The organism is Streptomyces sp. NPDC096176 (genome assembly GCF_044763255.1).
Taxonomy (GTDB): domain Bacteria; phylum Actinomycetota; class Actinomycetes; order Streptomycetales; family Streptomycetaceae; genus Streptomyces.
Genome location: NZ_JBIWFV010000004.1, coordinates 630,960 through 646,991, shown reverse-complemented (window position 1 = coordinate 646,991; position 16,032 = coordinate 630,960). Strand labels below are relative to the sequence as shown.

Below are 16,032 nucleotides of genomic sequence, written 5' to 3'. Positions count from 1 at the left end.
GGAGGTTCTCCCCCGCGCCGCACGCGGCTTTACGAAACGTTGACCCCGAAGTCTAGAGCGATGCCCCTCAGCCCTGACGCGTACCCCTGCCCCACGGCTCGGAACTTCCACTCGCCGCCGTAGCGGTAGAGCTCGCCGAAGATCATCGCGGTCTCGGTGGAGGCGTCCTCGCTGAGGTCGTAGCGCGCCAGCTCTTGGCCGTCCGCCTGGTTGACGACGCGGATGAAGGCGTTGCTGACCTGGCCGAAGGTCTGACCGCGGTTGTCGGCGTCGTGGATGGAGACCGGAAAGACGATCTTGTCGACGTTGGCCGGGACCTTGACGAGGTCCACCAGGAGCGACTCGTCGTCGCCGTCGCCCTCGCCGGTGAGGTTGTCACCGGTGTGCTCGACGGAGCCCTCGGGACTCTTGAGCTGGTTGTAGAAGACGAACCACTCGTCGCCGAGCACCCGCCCGTTCTGGCAGAGCAGCGCGCTGGCGTCGAGGTCGAAGGGCGCTCCGGTGGTGGAGCGCGCGTCCCAGCCGAGCCCTACGAGCACCTGAGTGAGATTGGGTGCGGCCTTGGAGAGGGAGACATTGCCTCCCTTGGCGAGCGTGACGCCCATGATGGTGAGTCCTCCCCTGGTGGCTTTGCTGCCGTCTGCAGCGGATCTTCAGGCACGTCCGGCGCCGCACGTAGGAGTGCGGCGCCGGACGTGGAGAGTGCTGCCTGGCTCAGACGTTCACACCGAAGTCCTGCGCGATGCCGCGCAGGCCCGAGGCGTAACCCTGGCCGATGGCACGGAACTTCCACTCCGCGCCGTTGCGGTACAGCTCGCCGAAGACCATGGCGGTCTCGGTCGAGGCGTCCTCGCTCAGGTCGTAGCGGGCGAGCTCGTTGTTGTCGGCCTGGTCGACGACGCGGATGAAGGCGTTGCGCACCTGGCCGAAGGACTGCTGGCGGCTCTCGGCCTCGTAGATCGAGACCGGGAAGACGATCTTGTCGACGTCGGCGGGGACCGCGGCCAGGTTGACCTTGATCTGCTCGTCGTCGCCCTCGCCCTCACCGGTGAGGTTGTCACCGGTGTGCTCCACAGAGCCGTCGACGCTCTTGAGGTTGTTGAAGAAGACGAAGTTGCCGTCGTTGGTGACCTTGCCCTCGGCGTTGGTCAGCAGGGCGCTGGCGTCGAGGTCGAAGTCGGTGCCGGTGGTGGTGCGGACGTCCCAGCCCAGGCCCACGGTGACCGCTGTCAGATTCGGCGCGGCCTTGGTCAGCGAGACGTTGCCGCCCTTGCTGAGGCTGACTCCCACGAGTCCCTCCATTGGTTTTCAGGGGCAGCGCCCCCGTCGTGCGTTGGCTATCGGATCAACGAAGGGATCCTAGTGACCGGTTCCCACTCGCAGTGCTATTTCAGGGGGATGCCTGCTGAAACCCTCGCGGGGGGATCAGAGGGCGTCCAGCGCCTTGACGTAGTCGTTCAGATCGCGGGCGTCGGGCAGGCCGTTGACGACGCTCCATCGCACGACGCCCTCCTTGTCGATGATGAACGTGCCGCGCACCGCGCAGCCCTTCTCCTCGTCGAAGACGCCGTAGGCGCGCGACGTCTCGCCGTGCGGCCAGAAGTCGGACAGCAGCGGGTACTCGAGGGCTTCCTGCTCGCCGAAGACGCGCAGGGTGTGGATCGAGTCGTTGGAAACGGCGAGCAGCTGGGTGTCGTCGTTGACGAACTTCGGCAGCTCGTCGCGCAGGGCGCACAGCTCGCCGGTGCACACGCCGGTGAAGGCGAAGGGATAGAAGAGGAGCACGACGTTCTTCTCGCCGACGTAGTCGGAGAGGGCCACGGTGCGGCCGTGGTTGTCCTTGAGCTCGAACTCCGGCGCCTTGTCGCCGACCTCGATCGCCATGGGGAGCGCATCCCTTCGTCAATTCGTCAGCCGGCCTTCCGTGGGGCCGGTCCAGTGAAGACCAGCCTACGCAGAAGGCCCCCGCCGACCTGTGTCGGCGGGGGCCTGGTGCCTGCTCTTCGCGGCTCGGCGGCTCAGCGCTTCCCCGTCTTGGCCCCCTTGGGGGTGACCAGCCGACTGCCACTCCAGTCCTTGCCGGCGGTGATGCTCTTGGTCTGGGAGAGACCCGCGGTCTGAGCGGCCTCGTTGATGTCGCTGGGCTCGACATAGCCGTCACGGCCGGTCTTGGGGGTCATCAGCCAGACGACCCCGCCCTCGTCGATCAGACCGATGGCGTCCACCAGTGCGTCGGTGAGGTCCCCGTCCTCGTCGCGGAACCACAGCACGACGACGTCGGCGACGTCGTCGTAGTCCTCGTCGACGAGTTCCTGGCCGGTAACGGCCTCGATGCCCTCACGGAGCTCCTGCTCGACGTCGTCGTCGTAGCCGATCTCCTGGACCACTTGTCCGGGCTCGAACCCCAGCCTCGCTGCCGGGTTGGTCCGCTCCTCCGCGTGGTCCGCGGTCGCGCTCACGGCTTGCCTCCTGATCGTTTTCGGAAATGCTTCGGCCGCGCGCGTACGCGCGGCATTGGCCGTAGTCCACACGGGCGGGGCGGATCGCGCAAGTACCCGGCCGCCCGGACCGCCGAAACGGTGACGTTTGCGGCCGTCTCGGCGCAACTCCAGGCAAGCTCGAGGCCCCACCGCGATGGTGGCTACTCACTTCGGCCGCCTACGCGGCATTCCTACCCTTTCACATCTCAATCGGAACCGAACGACCGAACGAAGCGCATGACCGGGTCGGGCGTAAGGTTGCGATTTGGTCCGGCCCTCACCCGCGGTTCGGACCGGATGTCTCGGAGAACAAGGGTTACCTCTCAGTAGAGATGACGTAGGCCCTCCCGCGGTACACGATGGGAGGCGGTGCGACAGCTTTGCCGACCCAGTACCCCCGAACAGCGAAGGAACAGCGTGGCTTCCGGATCCGATCGCAAGCCGATCATCATTGGCGGCCTTCCCAGCCAGGTCCCGGACTTCGATCCCGAGGAGACCCAGGAGTGGCTGGACTCCCTCGACGCCGCCGTCGACGAGCGGGGCCGGGAGCGGGCCCGCTATCTCATGCTGCGCCTGATCGAGCGGGCGCGCGAGAAGCGCGTGGCCGTGCCCGAGATGCGCAGCACGGACTACGTCAACACCATCGCGACCAAGGACGAGCCGTTCTTCCCCGGCAACGAGGAGATCGAGCGCAGGATCCTCAACGCGACCCGGTGGAACGCCGCGGTGATGGTCTCCCGGGCGCAGCGCCCCGGCATCGGCGTCGGCGGCCACATCGCCACCTTCGCCTCCTCGGCCTCGCTCTACGACGTGGGCTTCAACCACTTCTTCCGCGGCAAGGACGACGGCAAGGGGGGCGACCAGATCTTCTTCCAGGGGCACGCCTCCCCCGGCATCTACGCCCGCGCCTTTCTGCTGGACCGGCTGAGCGAGCAGCAGCTGGACGGCTTCCGCCAGGAGAAGTCGAAGGAGCCGTACGGGCTGTCCAGCTACCCGCACCCGCGGTCGATGCCGGACTTCTGGGAGTTCCCGACGGTCTCCATGGGCCTCGGCCCGCTGGGCGCGATCTACCAGGCGCGCATGAACCGCTACATGGAGGCGCGCGGCATCGCGGACACCTCCGAGTCGCATGTGTGGGCCTACCTGGGTGACGGCGAGATGGACGAGCCGGAGTCGCTCGGTCAGCTGTCCATCGCCGCGCGAGAGGGCCTGGACAACCTGACCTTCGTGGTCAACTGCAACCTGCAGCGCCTCGACGGCCCGGTCCGCGGCAACGGAAAGATCATCCAGGAGCTGGAGTCGCAGTTCCGCGGCGCCGGCTGGAACGTCATCAAGCTGGTGTGGGACCGCTCCTGGGACCCGCTGCTCGCCCAGGACCGCGACGGGGTGCTGGTCAACAAGCTGAACACCACGCCCGACGGGCAGTTCCAGACGTACGCCACGGAGACCGGTGCGTACATCCGACAGCACTTCTTCGGCGGCGACCAGCGGCTGCGCGCCATGGTCGAGAACATGACCGACGAGCAGATCCTGCACCTGGGCCGCGGCGGTCACGACCACCGCAAGGTCTTCGCGGCCTACACGGCGGCCAAGGCACACAAGGGCCAGCCGACGGTGATCCTCGCGCAGACGATCAAGGGCTGGACGCTGGGCCCGAACTTCGAGGGCCGCAACGCCACGCACCAGATGAAGAAGCTGACGGTCGACGACCTGAAGCGCTTCCGCGACCGGCTGCACATCCCGATCACGGACCAGCAGCTCGAGTCCGGGGCTCCGCCGTACTACCACCCGGGCCGCGACTCCGAAGAGATCCAGTACATGCACGACCACCGCAAGGCCTGCGGCGGTTATGTGCCGACCCGGATCGTGCGGGCGGAGCCGCTGGAGCTCCCCGACGAAAAGACGTACGCGGCTGTGAAGAAGGGTTCGGGACAGCAGTCGATCGCCACCACCATGGCGTTCGTCCGGCTGCTGAAGGACCTCATGCGGGACAAGGAGATCGGCAAGCGGTTCGTGCTGATCGCGCCCGACGAGTACCGCACCTTCGGTATGGACTCGTTCTTCCCGAGTGCGAAGATCTACAACCCGCTGGGGCAGCAGTACGAGGCCGTGGACCGCGACCTGCTGCTCGCGTACAAGGAGTCGCCGACCGGTCAGATGCTGCACGACGGCATCTCGGAGGCCGGCTGCACGGCCTCGCTGATCGCCGCGGGTTCCGCGTACGCCACGCACGGCGAGCCGCTGATCCCGGTGTACGTCTTCTACTCGATGTTCGGCTTCCAGCGGACCGGCGACCAGTTCTGGCAGATGGCCGACCAGCTGGCGCGCGGCTTCGTGCTCGGCGCGACCGCCGGCCGTACGACGCTGACCGGCGAGGGCCTGCAGCACGCGGACGGCCACTCGCAGCTGCTGGCCTCGACGAACCCGGCCTGTGTCGCCTACGACCCGGCGTTCGGCTTCGAGATCGCGCACATCGTCAAGGACGGTCTGCGCCGGATGTACGGCCCCGAGGCCGAGGACGTCTTCTACTACCTCACCGTCTACAACGAGCCGATCCAGCACCCCGCGGAGCCGGCCGACGTGGACGCCGAGGGCATCCTGCGGGGCATTTACCGCTTCAAGCAGGGCGAGCAGGGCGCCATCCCGGCGCAGATCATGGCGTCGGGCGTGGCCGTGCCGTGGGCCGTCGAGGCACAGCGGATCCTCGCTGAGGACTGGAACGTGCGCGCCGACGTGTGGTCCGCGACGTCGTGGAACGAGCTGCGCCGCGAGGCGGTCGAGGTGGAGCGGCACAATCTGCTGCACCCCGAGGAGGAGCAGCGCGTGCCGTACGTGACACGCAAGCTGTCCGGGTCGCAGGGCCCGTTCGTCGCGGTCTCCGACTGGATGCGTTCGGTGCCCGATCAGATCTCCCGCTGGGTGCCCGGCACCTACCAGTCGCTGGGCGCGGACGGCTTCGGCTTCGCGGACACCCGCGGCGCAGCCCGCCGTTTCTTCCACATCGACGCCCAGTCGATCGTGCTGGCGGTGCTCACCGAGCTGGCGCGCGAGGGGAAGGTCGACCGCAGTGTGCTCAAGCAGGCGGTGGACCGCTACCAGCTGCTCGACGTGGCGTCGGCGGACCCGGGCCCGGCCGGCGGCGACGCATAGCATCACAGCCCGGTGAACGGCGGCGGACCCGCGGGGGTCCGCCGCCGTGCCGTTTCCCTACGATGCCTGGCATGAAGCAGCAAACCGCCCAGGTCCGCTGGGAACAGCGCATGCAGTCGCCCCTGCTGGCGCTGGCTCTCGTCTTCGCTGTCGCCTACGCGGTCCCGATCGTCGCGCCGGGCGCCCCTGGCGCGGTGCACACCGCGTGCCAGGGGGCGGAGTGGGTGGTGTGGGGGACGTTCGCCGCGGACTATCTCGTACGGCTGGCGTTGGCGCCCGGCAAGTGGCTGTTCGTGCGCAGCCACCCGCTGGACCTGCTGGCGGTGCTGCTGCCCTTGGTACAGCCGCTGCGGCTGCTGCGGCTGGTGTCCACGCTGATGCTGGTGGGCCGGCGGGCCAGGATGGCGCCGCAGATCACGCTGACGACCTACGTCGGCGGATCGGTGGTGGGGCTGATGATGTTCGGCTCGCTGGCGGTGCTGCACGTGGAGCGGGACGCACCCGACGGGAACATAAAGACGCTGGGCGACGCGGTGTGGTGGTCCTTCACCACGATGACGACGGTCGGCTACGGCGACCACGCGCCGACGACGGGCCTCGGGCGGCTGCTCGCGGTCGGGCTGATGATCTCCGGGATCGCGCTGCTCGGTGTCGTGACGGCCAACATCGCGGCGTGGTTCATCTCCCGCTTCGAACGGGACGACGCCGAGGAGCGGCGGCAGACGGCGCTGCTTGAGGCTCTGACCGTGGAGGTGCGGACGCTGCGGGCGGAGGTGGCCCGGCTGTCGGGCACGGGGGCTCCCGCGCCCGTCCCCGAGGTGCCGGCGCAGGACGCCGGCTCTCCCAGCCCTTAGCTCACCCAGACCCTGAGGGCCCTCACCCGGTACGGGGACCTGGGCCGGCTGCTGCTCAGCCCGTCAGGGCGACCACCGCCGGACCACCGCCGCGCCGCCGGCTCGACATCGAGGATCCGCGTCGTGGAGCAGGTCGGCGGGAGGGTGCGCCGGCTCTCGTCGAGCGGATGGAACACCTTCCCGTCGACGCACTGCGGCCGGGTCGGTTCCGTTTCCGGAGCCGACCCGGCCGCATGTGTTCTACGGGTGCAGCACCACCTTCGTGTAGCCCTCGATCCGCTTGTCGAACTTGTCGTACGCGGACGGCGCCTGCCCCAAGGGCAGTTCATGCGAGACGACGAAGCTCGGCTTCGCCCGGCCCTCGATGATCATGTCGCGCAGGTACCGGTTGTAGCGCTTCACGTTGCACTGTCCCGTACCCATCCGCAGGCCCTTCTCGAAGAGCTTGCCGATCGCGACGAGGAGCATGCCGTGCTTGGCCTGCTCGTCGGGGCCCCCCGGGTCGGAGGGGACGTAGAGTCCGGGCACGCCGAGTGCTCCAGTGGGCCGAACCGTGCCGACGAGCGAGTTCAGAACCGTCGCCGGTTCCTCGCGATCGGTGCCGTGCGCCATCGCCTGATAGCCGACAGCGTCGACTCCCTTGTCCGTGCCGACGCCGTCGGTCTGCTCCTTGATCTGCTCCACGGGGTCGCCCTCGGCGAAGTTGATGGGAACAGCGCCGATCTCCCGTGCCTTCTCCAGCCGCTCGGGAACCCGGTCCACGACGAACACCTTCTTCGCGCCGCGGAGCAGGGCCGAGTAGGCGGCCATGAGCCCGACCGGCCCGCCTCCGTACACGGCGACACTCTCGCCCGGGCGAACCTGCGCGAGTTCACAGCCGTGGTACCCGGTGGGGAAGATGTCGGCGAGCAGGATGAAATCGGTTTCGTTTTCCTTTCCTGCCGGTAGCTTCAGGCAGTTGAAGTCGGCATAGGGAACACGCAGGTATTCCGCCTGCCCTCCCGGCCATGGCCCCATGGCGACGTAGCCGTAAGCGCCGCCCGCAAAACCGGGATTGACGGTCTGACAGAATCCGGTGTAACCCTCGACGCAATTGACGCAGAATCCGCAGGCGACGTTGAAGGGCATGACCACACGGTCGCCCTCCTTGAGCGAGGTCACGCCCTGGCCGACGTCCTCGACGACACCCATGTTCTCGTGGCCGAAGACTATGCCGGGCTCGGCCGCGGTACGCCCTTCGTACATGTGCAGGTCGGAGCCGCAGATCGCTGTCGAGCTGACCCGTACGACCACGTCGTTGGGGTGCTGGATCCTTGGCTTCTCGACGTCTTCGACCGCCACGGTGAACGGTCCCTTGTACACGACGGCCTTCATGGCTGCCACCTCCGGTCGGCGATGCCCGCTGGGGTTTCCGCCCCCGTCCCGCTGTACGCGTGACCCACCTCTCATGATTCTCCGGCCTACGCCGACGAACAAGCCGGTAGCCTCGACAGGAATATCCGCCCGGATATGGCGCCGCTGAATGAAAAGGGAGGGTAAAGGAAATGGCAGCACAAAGGCTCGGGACCCTGCTCGTCCCCGTACCCGGACTGTCCGGCACGACGTACCCCCCCGGCACCACGGTGACTGTGCGCGGGCGTGGCGCGACTGTCGACGCATTCGTCGACGGTGACTGGCTGCCGCTGTCGTGGTGGGAGTTCTCCGACGGCCTCCGCGAGGATCTCGCCACCGACCGCTGACGGCGGCCTACGGGCACGGGCCGCTGCCCCGCCGGTGGCCGGGTACCCCGGCGCGGGATGACGGCGGAACCCTCGTGCCTCGGCGCCGCGGAAGCGCCCGCAACCCCCTCACCGGAAACGATCCGCCGGGGATCGCCCGTCGTGCTGTCGAGCCAGTACTCCAGAACGACGTCGGACACCGTCCCGCCGCGGCAGCCGCGCCGGGGCAGAAGCCGCCGTCGGCGGTGGTCCGTCGCCCTGCGCGCATCGCGATGCGCTCCATCACCGCGTGGTTCATCTCCCGCTTCGACGGGACGACTCCGAGGGGCGGCGGCAGACGCCGCTGCTTGCGGCCCTGACCGTGGAGGTGCGGACGCTGCGGGCGGAGGCGGCCCGGCTGTCGGGGACGGGGGCTCCCGCGCCCGTGCCCGCGGAGCCGGCGCAGGACGCCGGCTCTCCCGGCCCTCAGCTCTCCCAGACCTTGAAGGCCCTCACCCGGTACGGGGACCTGGGCACCCAGGTGCCGCTGCCGGGGTAGGTCTCGAACTCGCCCGTCTCCGCGCACTCCACCGACTGGTACGTGGTGACGGGCCGGCCGGTGCGGTTGGCGAGCGCCTGCGCCGAGGTGCCCGCCGCCAGGCGGACACAGCTCTCGATGTCGGTGCCGGCGAGCTCATGGGTGCTGCGTGCGCCCCGGAAGTCGTTCTCCGCCCACAGGCACAGCTCGCCGGCCGCGCACGCCCCGAGCAGGGGCGCCGGCGCGGCGTGGGAGGTCTGCGGCGGGTGGAGCAGCAGTGGTACGAGTGCGGTCGCGGCCAGGGCGACGGCGAGAGATGTCGTGCGCATATGGATCAACCCCGTGCGGTGACTGATGGATCGACCGCAGCCTGACCTGACGCGACGGACGTCCGGAAGACCGGCGGGCGAAGATCATCCGGATGGGGGACAGCCCCGCCGGGAGCGCCCGGCGGGGCTGTCGCAGTCATGCGGTCGACGTCAGATGTGGGCCGCGCCCGCACCGGCCTCCGCGTTGTCGCCGCGCTTGGTCAGCATCGCGACCAGGGCGGCGACGCCCGCCACGACGCCCGCGACGGTGAAGGCCAGGCCCATGCCGGACATGAACGTGTCGTGGATGACGTCACCGATCTTGGTGGCGAGGTCCGGGGTCATGCCGGGGGCCTTGGCGAGCTCCTCGGGAACGGCGCCGAACTCGGCGGCCTCCTCGAGCCTCGGGTCCGGCGGAACCGGGATGCCCGCGGCCTGCCAGTTGTCCGAGAACTCGGCGCTGACCTTGGAGGACATCACCGCGCCGAGCACGGCCGTGCCGAGCGCGCCGCCGACCTGCATCGCGGCCTGCTGGAGGCCGCCTGCCACGCCGGAGAGCTCCAGCGGGGCGTTGCCGACGATGACCTCGGTGGCGCCGACCATGACCGGGGCGAGGCCGAGTCCGAGGAGGCCGAACCACAGAGAGACGGTGAGCGTGCTCGTGCTCTCGGTGAGGGTGGTCATCCCGAACATCGCGACCGCGGTGCAGACCATGCCGCCGACGAGCGGCACGCGCGGTCCGAACTTGGTGATCAGCACACCCGCCAGCGGCGATGAGACGATCATCATGGCGGTCAGCGGCAGCAGCCGCAGTCCGCTGTCCACGGGGCTGAGGCCCTGGACGCCCTGCAGGAAGAACGTCACGAAGAACAGCCCGCCCATGAAGGCGAACGCCATCAGCACCATCAGCACGGCGCCGGCGGAGAGCGGGATCGAGCGGAACATGCCGAGCGGGATGAGCGGTTCCTTGACGCGCGTCTCCCAGAAGGCGAACAGGGCGAAGAGGACGATCGCGCCGCCCAGGCACATCCAGGTGTTGAAGCCGCCCCAGCCCCAGGACTCCCCCGCCTTGATGAGGCCGTAGACCAGCGCACCCATCGCGGCCGACAGCAGGACGATGCCCGGGATGTCGAACGAGCGCGGCGCGTTCTCCGCTCGGTGGTCCTTGAGGATCAGCAGGCCGAAGACGAGCGCGACGACACCGACCGGCACGTTGATGAAGAACACCGACTGCCAGCTGACGTGCTCGACCAGCACACCGCCGAGGATCGGGCCGCCCGCCGTGGAGGCGCCGATGACCATGCCCCAGATGCCGATCGCCATGTTCAGCTTCTCGGCGGGGAAGGTGGCGCGCAGCAGGCCGAGCGCGGCCGGCATGAGCAGAGCGCCGAAAAGGCCCTGGAGCACGCGGAAGACGATGACGAGGGCGATGGAGTCGGCCAGACCGATGGCCGCGGACGCGGCGGCGAAGCCGGCGATACCGATCAGGAAGGTCTGTCGGTGCCCGAAGCGGTCACCGAGCTTGCCCGCCGTGATCAGCGAGACGGCGAGGGCGAGCAGATAGCCGTTGGTGATCCACTGGACCTCGGAGAGCGACGCACCGAGGTCCTTCTGGATCGCGGGGTTGGCGATCGCGACGATCGTGCCGTCCAGCGCGACCATCATCACGCCGATGGCCACGGAGAACAGGGTCAGCCAGGGGTGGCCGCGAAGCCCCTTGACCGGTGCCGGAGCGGAGTCCTGGGGATCTCTCGGCGCCTTTTGGACGGTGGTCTGACTAGTCATGCAATGAGATTAATGTCAGCGACTGACAATTGACAAACGGGTTCACTAGTCGCTGACTGACAGTTGCCCAGGCGATAATCTGAGCAGGTCAGAGCGTGGAAATGAGGACGATGACGTGACGGTCGAACCGACCGGACTGCGTGCCCGCAAGAAGCAGCGCACCCGCGATGCGCTGGTGCGCGTCGCCCTCGAGTTGTTCACCACCCAGGGGTACGAACGGACGACGGTCGACGAGATCGCCGACGCGGTCGAGGTCTCCCAGCGCACCTTCTTCCGGTACTTCGCCTCCAAGGAGGAGGTCGCCCTCGCCGTCCAGGAGATCATGGAGTCGCACTACGTCGCGGCCCTGCGCCGCCGGCCCACACAGGAAGGGCCCTTCGACGCGCTGCGCAACGCGGTGTTCGCGTCCTGGGACTCCATCGGGGAGGCCGTCGAGGAGATCGTCCCGGTCGATCTCCACATGCGCAGCTTCCAGATGATCGAGTCGACTCCCGCGCTGCTCGCCGCCCATATGCGCCGCTCCACGGAGATGGAGGAGGCGCTGGCCCGGCTCATCGCCGACCGTGAGGGACTCGACGTCGACACCGATCCCAGGCCACGGGTCGTGGTGGCGGCGTTCAGCGGGGTGATGCGAGTCACAGGGCGGCTGTGGGGGCAGAGCGGGGACCCCACCCTGGAGGCGATCCGCTCGCTCACGGAGACGTACCTCGACCAGATAGGACCGGCGCTCGCGCAGAGCTGGCGTACACCGGACGGGTCCTGACGCACCGGAACCCGGCGTATCGCGCAAGGGGGCCGCACGCCCCCCGGCGCGTCGGACTGTCGCCACCGTGCGCGCCGATGTGACCCCCGCCACGGTCGCCAAGGTGCCAACGAGGGCCGCACGCAGGGCGGATGCGCCGGAGCGTGCGCCTCGGGCGCACTGAACGTCACCCTCCTCCCCGCCAATTCCTCTTCCGACACGTGATCTGCCTCACGCTCTTCGCGTGGCCCCGCACCCTTCTCCTAGGGTGTCCCGCAGTGACTTCCTTCGACCCCTCCCCCACCCCGACCGTTTGGCGCGCCCTACTGGCCCTCGCAGTGGTGTTCGTGATGCTGACAGCCACCGGCTGGACCGCGGTACGACACGAGCGCGGGCCTCGCGACGCCCTCGCCGCCGAGCTGGCGGGCTGGAACCAGGCCCGGATCGGCGCACGCGAGCTGCCCGGCCTCGACACGCCGCCGCACCGCCTCGCCGCCTTCTTCGAGTCGCTCGGCAGCGCCCGCAGCGCCCGTATCGCCGACGAGTACCCGCACGTCGTCGGCAACCTCAACGGCGCGCCCGTCGCACTGCGCTACAGCGCCAACCGCAAGGCGCTGTCCGCGTCCCTCGCCCATGAGCGCAAGCGGGTGGCGGACGCCGGCCTGACGGCGGCAGGCCACCACCAGGCCGTGCGGCGGATGCACCGGTTCGAGGCGCTCATGAGTCCCGAACGGCAGATCCTCGCCTTCGACCCGTCCGGCTCGGGACGGGTGGCCGAGGTCTTCGGCGACCTCGACAAGGCGCAGCGGGTCTCGGTGATCGTGCCCGGGGTCGACACCAATCTGCTGACCTTCCAAAGGACCGCCCGCAAGTACAGCGCGCCGGTCGGCATGGCCCAGTCCCTGTACGCAGCGCAGCGGGCCGCCGCGCCCCGTCTCCGTACGGCCGTCATCGCCTGGGCCGACTACACGACTCCGGTCGGGGTCGGGATGGAGTCCGCCATCGGGCGGCTCGCCGCGAACGGGGCCGTGCGGTTGGTCTCGTTGACCGACGCGCTGCCCGGTCGGTCCAAGGTTTCGCTGTTCTGCCACAGCTACGGCTCCGTGGTGTGCGGGGTCGCCGCCCGCCAACTGCCCGCGCGCGTCGCCGACGTCGCCGTGGCCGGCAGCCCCGGCATGCGGGCCGAGAACGTCGCCGACCTGCACTCCAGCGCGCGGGTATGGGCGATGCGCGACGCCGACGACTGGATCGAGGACGTCCCCCACATGGAAGTCGGCGGGCTCGGCCACGGCGAGGACCCGGTGACTCCCGCGTTCGGCGCGCGAGTCCTGTCGGCGGCGGGCGCCGTCGGCCATACCGGCTATTTCGAGCCGGGAACCGAAAGCGTCCGCAACTTCGCCCACATAGGCGTGGGCGCCTACGCCAACCTGAGCTGCGCAGGCGACGGTGACACGTGCCGCAGTGGTATTTCCGGTGCCTGAGCGGGCGGACGCGCGTAGATCGCGCCGAAAAGGGGTTGCCGCCGAGGGGCGACGTGTGGGCGCGAGCCGCATACGATGAGGCACATGGGTGATGTGCTGGCCGGAATTCAAGCCACCTGGGAGTTCGACACCGACTCCGTGCTCATCCGCTTCGAACGGGGGATCCGCACGCCGAAGCTCCTGTCCTCGTTGCGCGAACGCCGCATTCCGCACGAGGCGTTGGCATCGGTGACGCTCTCCCCGGGCAAGCGCGGCACGGTGGTGCTGCACGCTGTCCCCAGACCCGGCGCGGATCCGCTGATGGAGGCGGCCGCCGGGCAACTCAAGGAAGGGTGCGACCCGTACCGGCTGGTGCTGCCGGCGGAGCGCGAGACGCTCGCCGAGTACTACGTCGACGAACTGCGCGCCGTGCTGCAACCGGACGCCGACCAGCCCTCCGACCGCTATCTGGTCAGCGCGCCACAGGCCCCGCTGGGCTTCAAGGCGTATGACGGCAAGGCGTCCTTCGACGGCGCGAACGTGGCGTTCCGCTGGTTCTGGACGGGGGCCTCGTCCGCCAAGTGGAAGGCCGGCGACCAGAGTTTCCCGGTGTCGGAGTTGAGCGGCGTCGAATGGCGCTCGCCCGAGGTCTTCGAGGGGTACTTGCGACTGCTGCGCCGAGGCGCGGACGGCACGCAGGACGCCGGCCAGGCGGACCAGGACCCGGCCGCGGTCGTCTTCGGACTCGGGTACGGGCCGGTGCACGAGTCGCTGCCGTTCGCGGCGGCGGTGCTCGAGTCCGTCCGCAGCCGGACCCAGACCCCCGCCCCTGCCCTCACGGCCCCGTCGGCCCGCCGCGACCCGGCGGACATCGCGGACCGGATACGGCACTTGGGGGATCTGCACCTGGCCGGGCTGGTGACGGACGAGGAATTCACCAAGAAGAAGGCGGAGTTGCTGGCGGAGCTGTGAGGGGGTGGGGCGGGGCCACCTCCCCGTGACGCCCCTTCCCGCCGCCGGACGAGCCGACCTCGCAGCACCGGGGCCGACGCCCCCGGATGTGATGTCGGACCACGGTATGACGTGCGACGACCCCCGGAGTACGACGCGCGGCCCCGCGCCCCCGCCTACCCTGAAGCAGTCATGCCGCAGTCACCCACCCCCCTCCGCTCCCGCGCCCTGGACGCCGCACGGCGCAGCGGGCGGCTGGTCGTCGCCGAGCTCGGGACGCCTTCCGCGTCCACCGCGCCCCTCTTCGGCGAGGCCGGGGCCCGGTGGTTGAGGCTGATGCCGTACGCGGTCGTGTTCGTGTTCGTCGTCACGCTGCTGCCCGTCACGGCGTCCGTGCTGACCCAGGACTACCGGTTGGGCGGCGCCGTCGCCGGCGCTCTCGCCACCGCGCAGACCGCGCCGCTGCTGCTCGCCGTGACACGGCCGCTGCAGGCCTGGTGGATCGTCCTCGCCGCGGACGTCGCAGGCGGCTTCGCCCTGATGGGCGCCGGCACAGCCGGCAGGTCATGGCCGTGGACCCCGGTCGTCGTGGTCAACCTGTCGGCGATGACGATCCTGTGCTGGCACCAGACGGCGATGCTGGCGGCCGCCGTCCCGGCGTCCTTCGCCGGTGCGGTCCCGGGCCTCACCACGCCGCCCGACACCCTGGACTGGATCCTGTGCAGGACGGCCTGGCTCCCGCTCTTCGCCGCCCTCCTCGTACTGCTCGGCCGCTACGCCCGACTACTGGAGTCACCATGGCCCCGAAGGGCCGGCCGAGCGGTCCGAGTGGGAGCGGGCGTGCTGGCGGCGGCGTTCACGTTGTACGCGGTGGGATGGGCATGAGCGCCCATCTCTCCCGGACGCGGGGTTCGGGGCAGCGCCCCGACAAGACCGACCACTTCCAGCCCCGCCGGACGAGGGCAACTCAAGCCCCGCCGGCGATTGAGGCGCAGGGCACCCGGGGGCAGCGCCCCCGGCCGAGCAACGCCCCCCGCCCCCCGGCCACGCGCTACTCGCGCACCGTCGACGTCGACGACATGTCCGGATACCGGTCCCCCGCCACCCGCCCGCCGATCGGCTCCAGCACCGCCAGCTCCTCCTCCGTCAGGACGACCCGCGTCGCCGCCACGTTCTCCCGCAGCCGCGCGGCCTTCCGCGTCCCCGGGATCGGAACGACCGTCAGGCCGTGTACGTCCGCCCGCTGTTGCACCCACGCCAGCGCCACCTGCGCCGCGCTCACGCCGTGCGCCGCCGCGATCTTGTGGACGGGCTCCAGCAGCGCCGCGTTCGTCCGGGCGTTCTCGCCGGTGAAGCGCGGCTGGTGGCGGCGGAAGTCGTTCTGCGTCAGGTCCTTGCCCGCGTCCGTGAACGCGCCCGTGAGGAAGCCCCGGCCCAGCGGCGAGTACGGCACCAGCGCGACACCGAGTTCGGCCGCCGCGCCGACCGCGCTGCGTTCGACGTCCCGGCTGAACAGGGACCACTCCGACTGAAGGGCCGCGATCGGGTGCACGGCGTGCGCTTCGCGCAGTTCCGTGCCGGTGACCTCGCTCAGCCCCAGGTGCTTGACGAGGCCGCGTTCGACCAGCTCCGCCATCGCGCCGACGGACTCGGCGAGCGGCACGGCCGGGTCGCGCCGGTGCATGTAGTAGAGGTCGATCACGTCGACGCCGAGCCGGCGCAGACTCGCCTCGACCGCCGTGCGGATGTACGCGGCGTCGTTGCGCACCGCCCGGTAGTGGGGGTCGTCGCTGCGCACTATGGCGAACTTCGTGGCGAGCGTGATCTCGTCACGGTGGGCGGCGACGAACGGCGCGACGAACTCCTCGTTGGCGCCGCGCCCGTAGACGTCCGCCGTGTCGAAGAGCGTGACGCCTTCGGCGAGCGCGACCTCGAGGGTGTCCCTGGCCGCGGCCTCGTCGGTGTCGCCGTAGAACTCGCTCATGCCCATGCAGCCCAGGCCCTGGACTCCTACGAGCGGTCCGCCCGTGCCGAGACGTGCCTGTGGGATCTTGCTGTTGCTCATCA

15 protein-coding genes are annotated in these 16,032 nt (G+C 69.7%); 7 read left to right on the top strand and 8 right to left on the bottom strand.

From position 1 onward, the window contains the following. Nucleotides 1-29: 29 nt before the first annotated feature. The 4 genes from ACIQ7Q_RS14645 to ACIQ7Q_RS14630 form a co-directional block, all read right to left on the bottom strand. Entirely contained in the window at nt 30-605 is a 576-nt protein-coding gene (locus ACIQ7Q_RS14645; RefSeq protein ID WP_403860450.1) for a TerD family protein, read from the bottom strand. 109 nt (nt 606-714) lie between these two features. After that, nucleotides 715-1,290, bottom strand: coding sequence for a TerD family protein (locus ACIQ7Q_RS14640; RefSeq protein WP_403860447.1), 576 nt, complete (start codon nt 1,288-1,290; stop codon nt 715-717). Between the two features lie 135 nt (nt 1,291-1,425). Continuing rightward, on the bottom strand, nt 1,426-1,884 hold the full coding sequence (locus ACIQ7Q_RS14635) for a peroxiredoxin (RefSeq protein ID WP_403860444.1): 459 nt from the start codon (nt 1,882-1,884) through the stop codon (nt 1,426-1,428). Nucleotides 1,885-2,018: 134 nt separating this feature from the next. After that, the gene (locus tag ACIQ7Q_RS14630) at nt 2,019-2,459 is read right to left on the bottom strand and encodes a DUF3052 domain-containing protein (protein ID WP_356640238.1); all 441 of its coding nucleotides are present in this window, start codon (nt 2,457-2,459) and stop codon (nt 2,019-2,021) included. Nucleotides 2,460-2,897: 438 nt separating this feature from the next. Here ACIQ7Q_RS14630 and aceE point away from each other — a divergent pair, with 438 nt between their 5' ends. Beyond that, nucleotides 2,898-5,630 (top strand): pyruvate dehydrogenase (acetyl-transferring), homodimeric type, encoded by a 2,733-nt coding sequence (gene aceE, locus ACIQ7Q_RS14625; RefSeq protein WP_403860441.1) that lies wholly within the window; start codon nt 2,898-2,900, stop codon nt 5,628-5,630. A gap of 71 nt (nt 5,631-5,701) precedes the next feature. Next, complete coding sequence (locus ACIQ7Q_RS14620; RefSeq protein WP_403860438.1) at nt 5,702-6,484, top strand: potassium channel family protein; 783 nt, start codon at nt 5,702-5,704, stop codon at nt 6,482-6,484. A 240-nt stretch (nt 6,485-6,724) separates the two neighbouring features. On the opposite strand, the gene ACIQ7Q_RS14615 is transcribed toward ACIQ7Q_RS14620, so the two are convergent. Further along, complete coding sequence (locus ACIQ7Q_RS14615; protein ID WP_403860435.1) at nt 6,725-7,858, bottom strand: glutathione-independent formaldehyde dehydrogenase; 1,134 nt, start codon at nt 7,856-7,858, stop codon at nt 6,725-6,727. A 170-nt stretch (nt 7,859-8,028) separates the two neighbouring features. On the opposite strand from ACIQ7Q_RS14615, the gene ACIQ7Q_RS14610 reads away from it, so the two are divergent. Further along, nucleotides 8,029-8,223, top strand: a complete 195-nt coding sequence (locus ACIQ7Q_RS14610; RefSeq protein WP_403860432.1) for a hypothetical protein — start codon at nt 8,029-8,031, stop codon at nt 8,221-8,223. A gap of 444 nt (nt 8,224-8,667) precedes the next feature. Here ACIQ7Q_RS14610 and ACIQ7Q_RS14605 read toward each other — a convergent pair whose 3' ends face one another. Then, a complete protein-coding gene (locus tag ACIQ7Q_RS14605) occupies nt 8,668-9,048 on the bottom strand; it encodes a peptidase inhibitor family I36 protein (protein WP_403860428.1) in 381 nt (126 codons plus the stop codon). 150 nt (nt 9,049-9,198) lie between these two features. After that, a complete protein-coding gene (locus tag ACIQ7Q_RS14600; protein ID WP_403860425.1) occupies nt 9,199-10,812 on the bottom strand; it encodes an MFS transporter in 1,614 nt (537 codons plus the stop codon). Nucleotides 10,813-10,927: 115 nt separating this feature from the next. Here ACIQ7Q_RS14600 and ACIQ7Q_RS14595 point away from each other — a divergent pair, with 115 nt between their 5' ends. The 4 genes from ACIQ7Q_RS14595 (at nt 10,928) to ACIQ7Q_RS14580 (ending at nt 14,850) form a co-directional block, all read left to right on the top strand. Next, the gene (locus ACIQ7Q_RS14595; protein WP_403860423.1) at nt 10,928-11,575 is read left to right on the top strand and encodes a TetR/AcrR family transcriptional regulator; all 648 of its coding nucleotides are present in this window, start codon (nt 10,928-10,930) and stop codon (nt 11,573-11,575) included. Between the two features lie 257 nt (nt 11,576-11,832). Continuing rightward, the gene (locus ACIQ7Q_RS14590; RefSeq protein ID WP_403860420.1) at nt 11,833-13,035 is read left to right on the top strand and encodes an alpha/beta hydrolase; all 1,203 of its coding nucleotides are present in this window, start codon (nt 11,833-11,835) and stop codon (nt 13,033-13,035) included. A gap of 84 nt (nt 13,036-13,119) precedes the next feature. After that, on the top strand, nt 13,120-13,986 hold the full coding sequence (locus ACIQ7Q_RS14585) for a DUF4429 domain-containing protein (RefSeq protein ID WP_403860417.1): 867 nt from the start codon (nt 13,120-13,122) through the stop codon (nt 13,984-13,986). 171 nt (nt 13,987-14,157) lie between these two features. After that, nucleotides 14,158-14,850: a hypothetical protein gene (locus tag ACIQ7Q_RS14580; RefSeq protein WP_403860414.1), complete on the top strand. Its 693-nt coding sequence runs from the start codon at nt 14,158-14,160 to the stop codon at nt 14,848-14,850. Nucleotides 14,851-15,016: 166 nt separating this feature from the next. On the opposite strand, the gene ACIQ7Q_RS14575 is transcribed toward ACIQ7Q_RS14580, so the two are convergent. After that, nucleotides 15,017-16,030: an aldo/keto reductase gene (locus ACIQ7Q_RS14575; protein ID WP_403860411.1), complete on the bottom strand. Its 1,014-nt coding sequence runs from the start codon at nt 16,028-16,030 to the stop codon at nt 15,017-15,019. Nucleotides 16,031-16,032 lie beyond the last annotated feature (2 nt).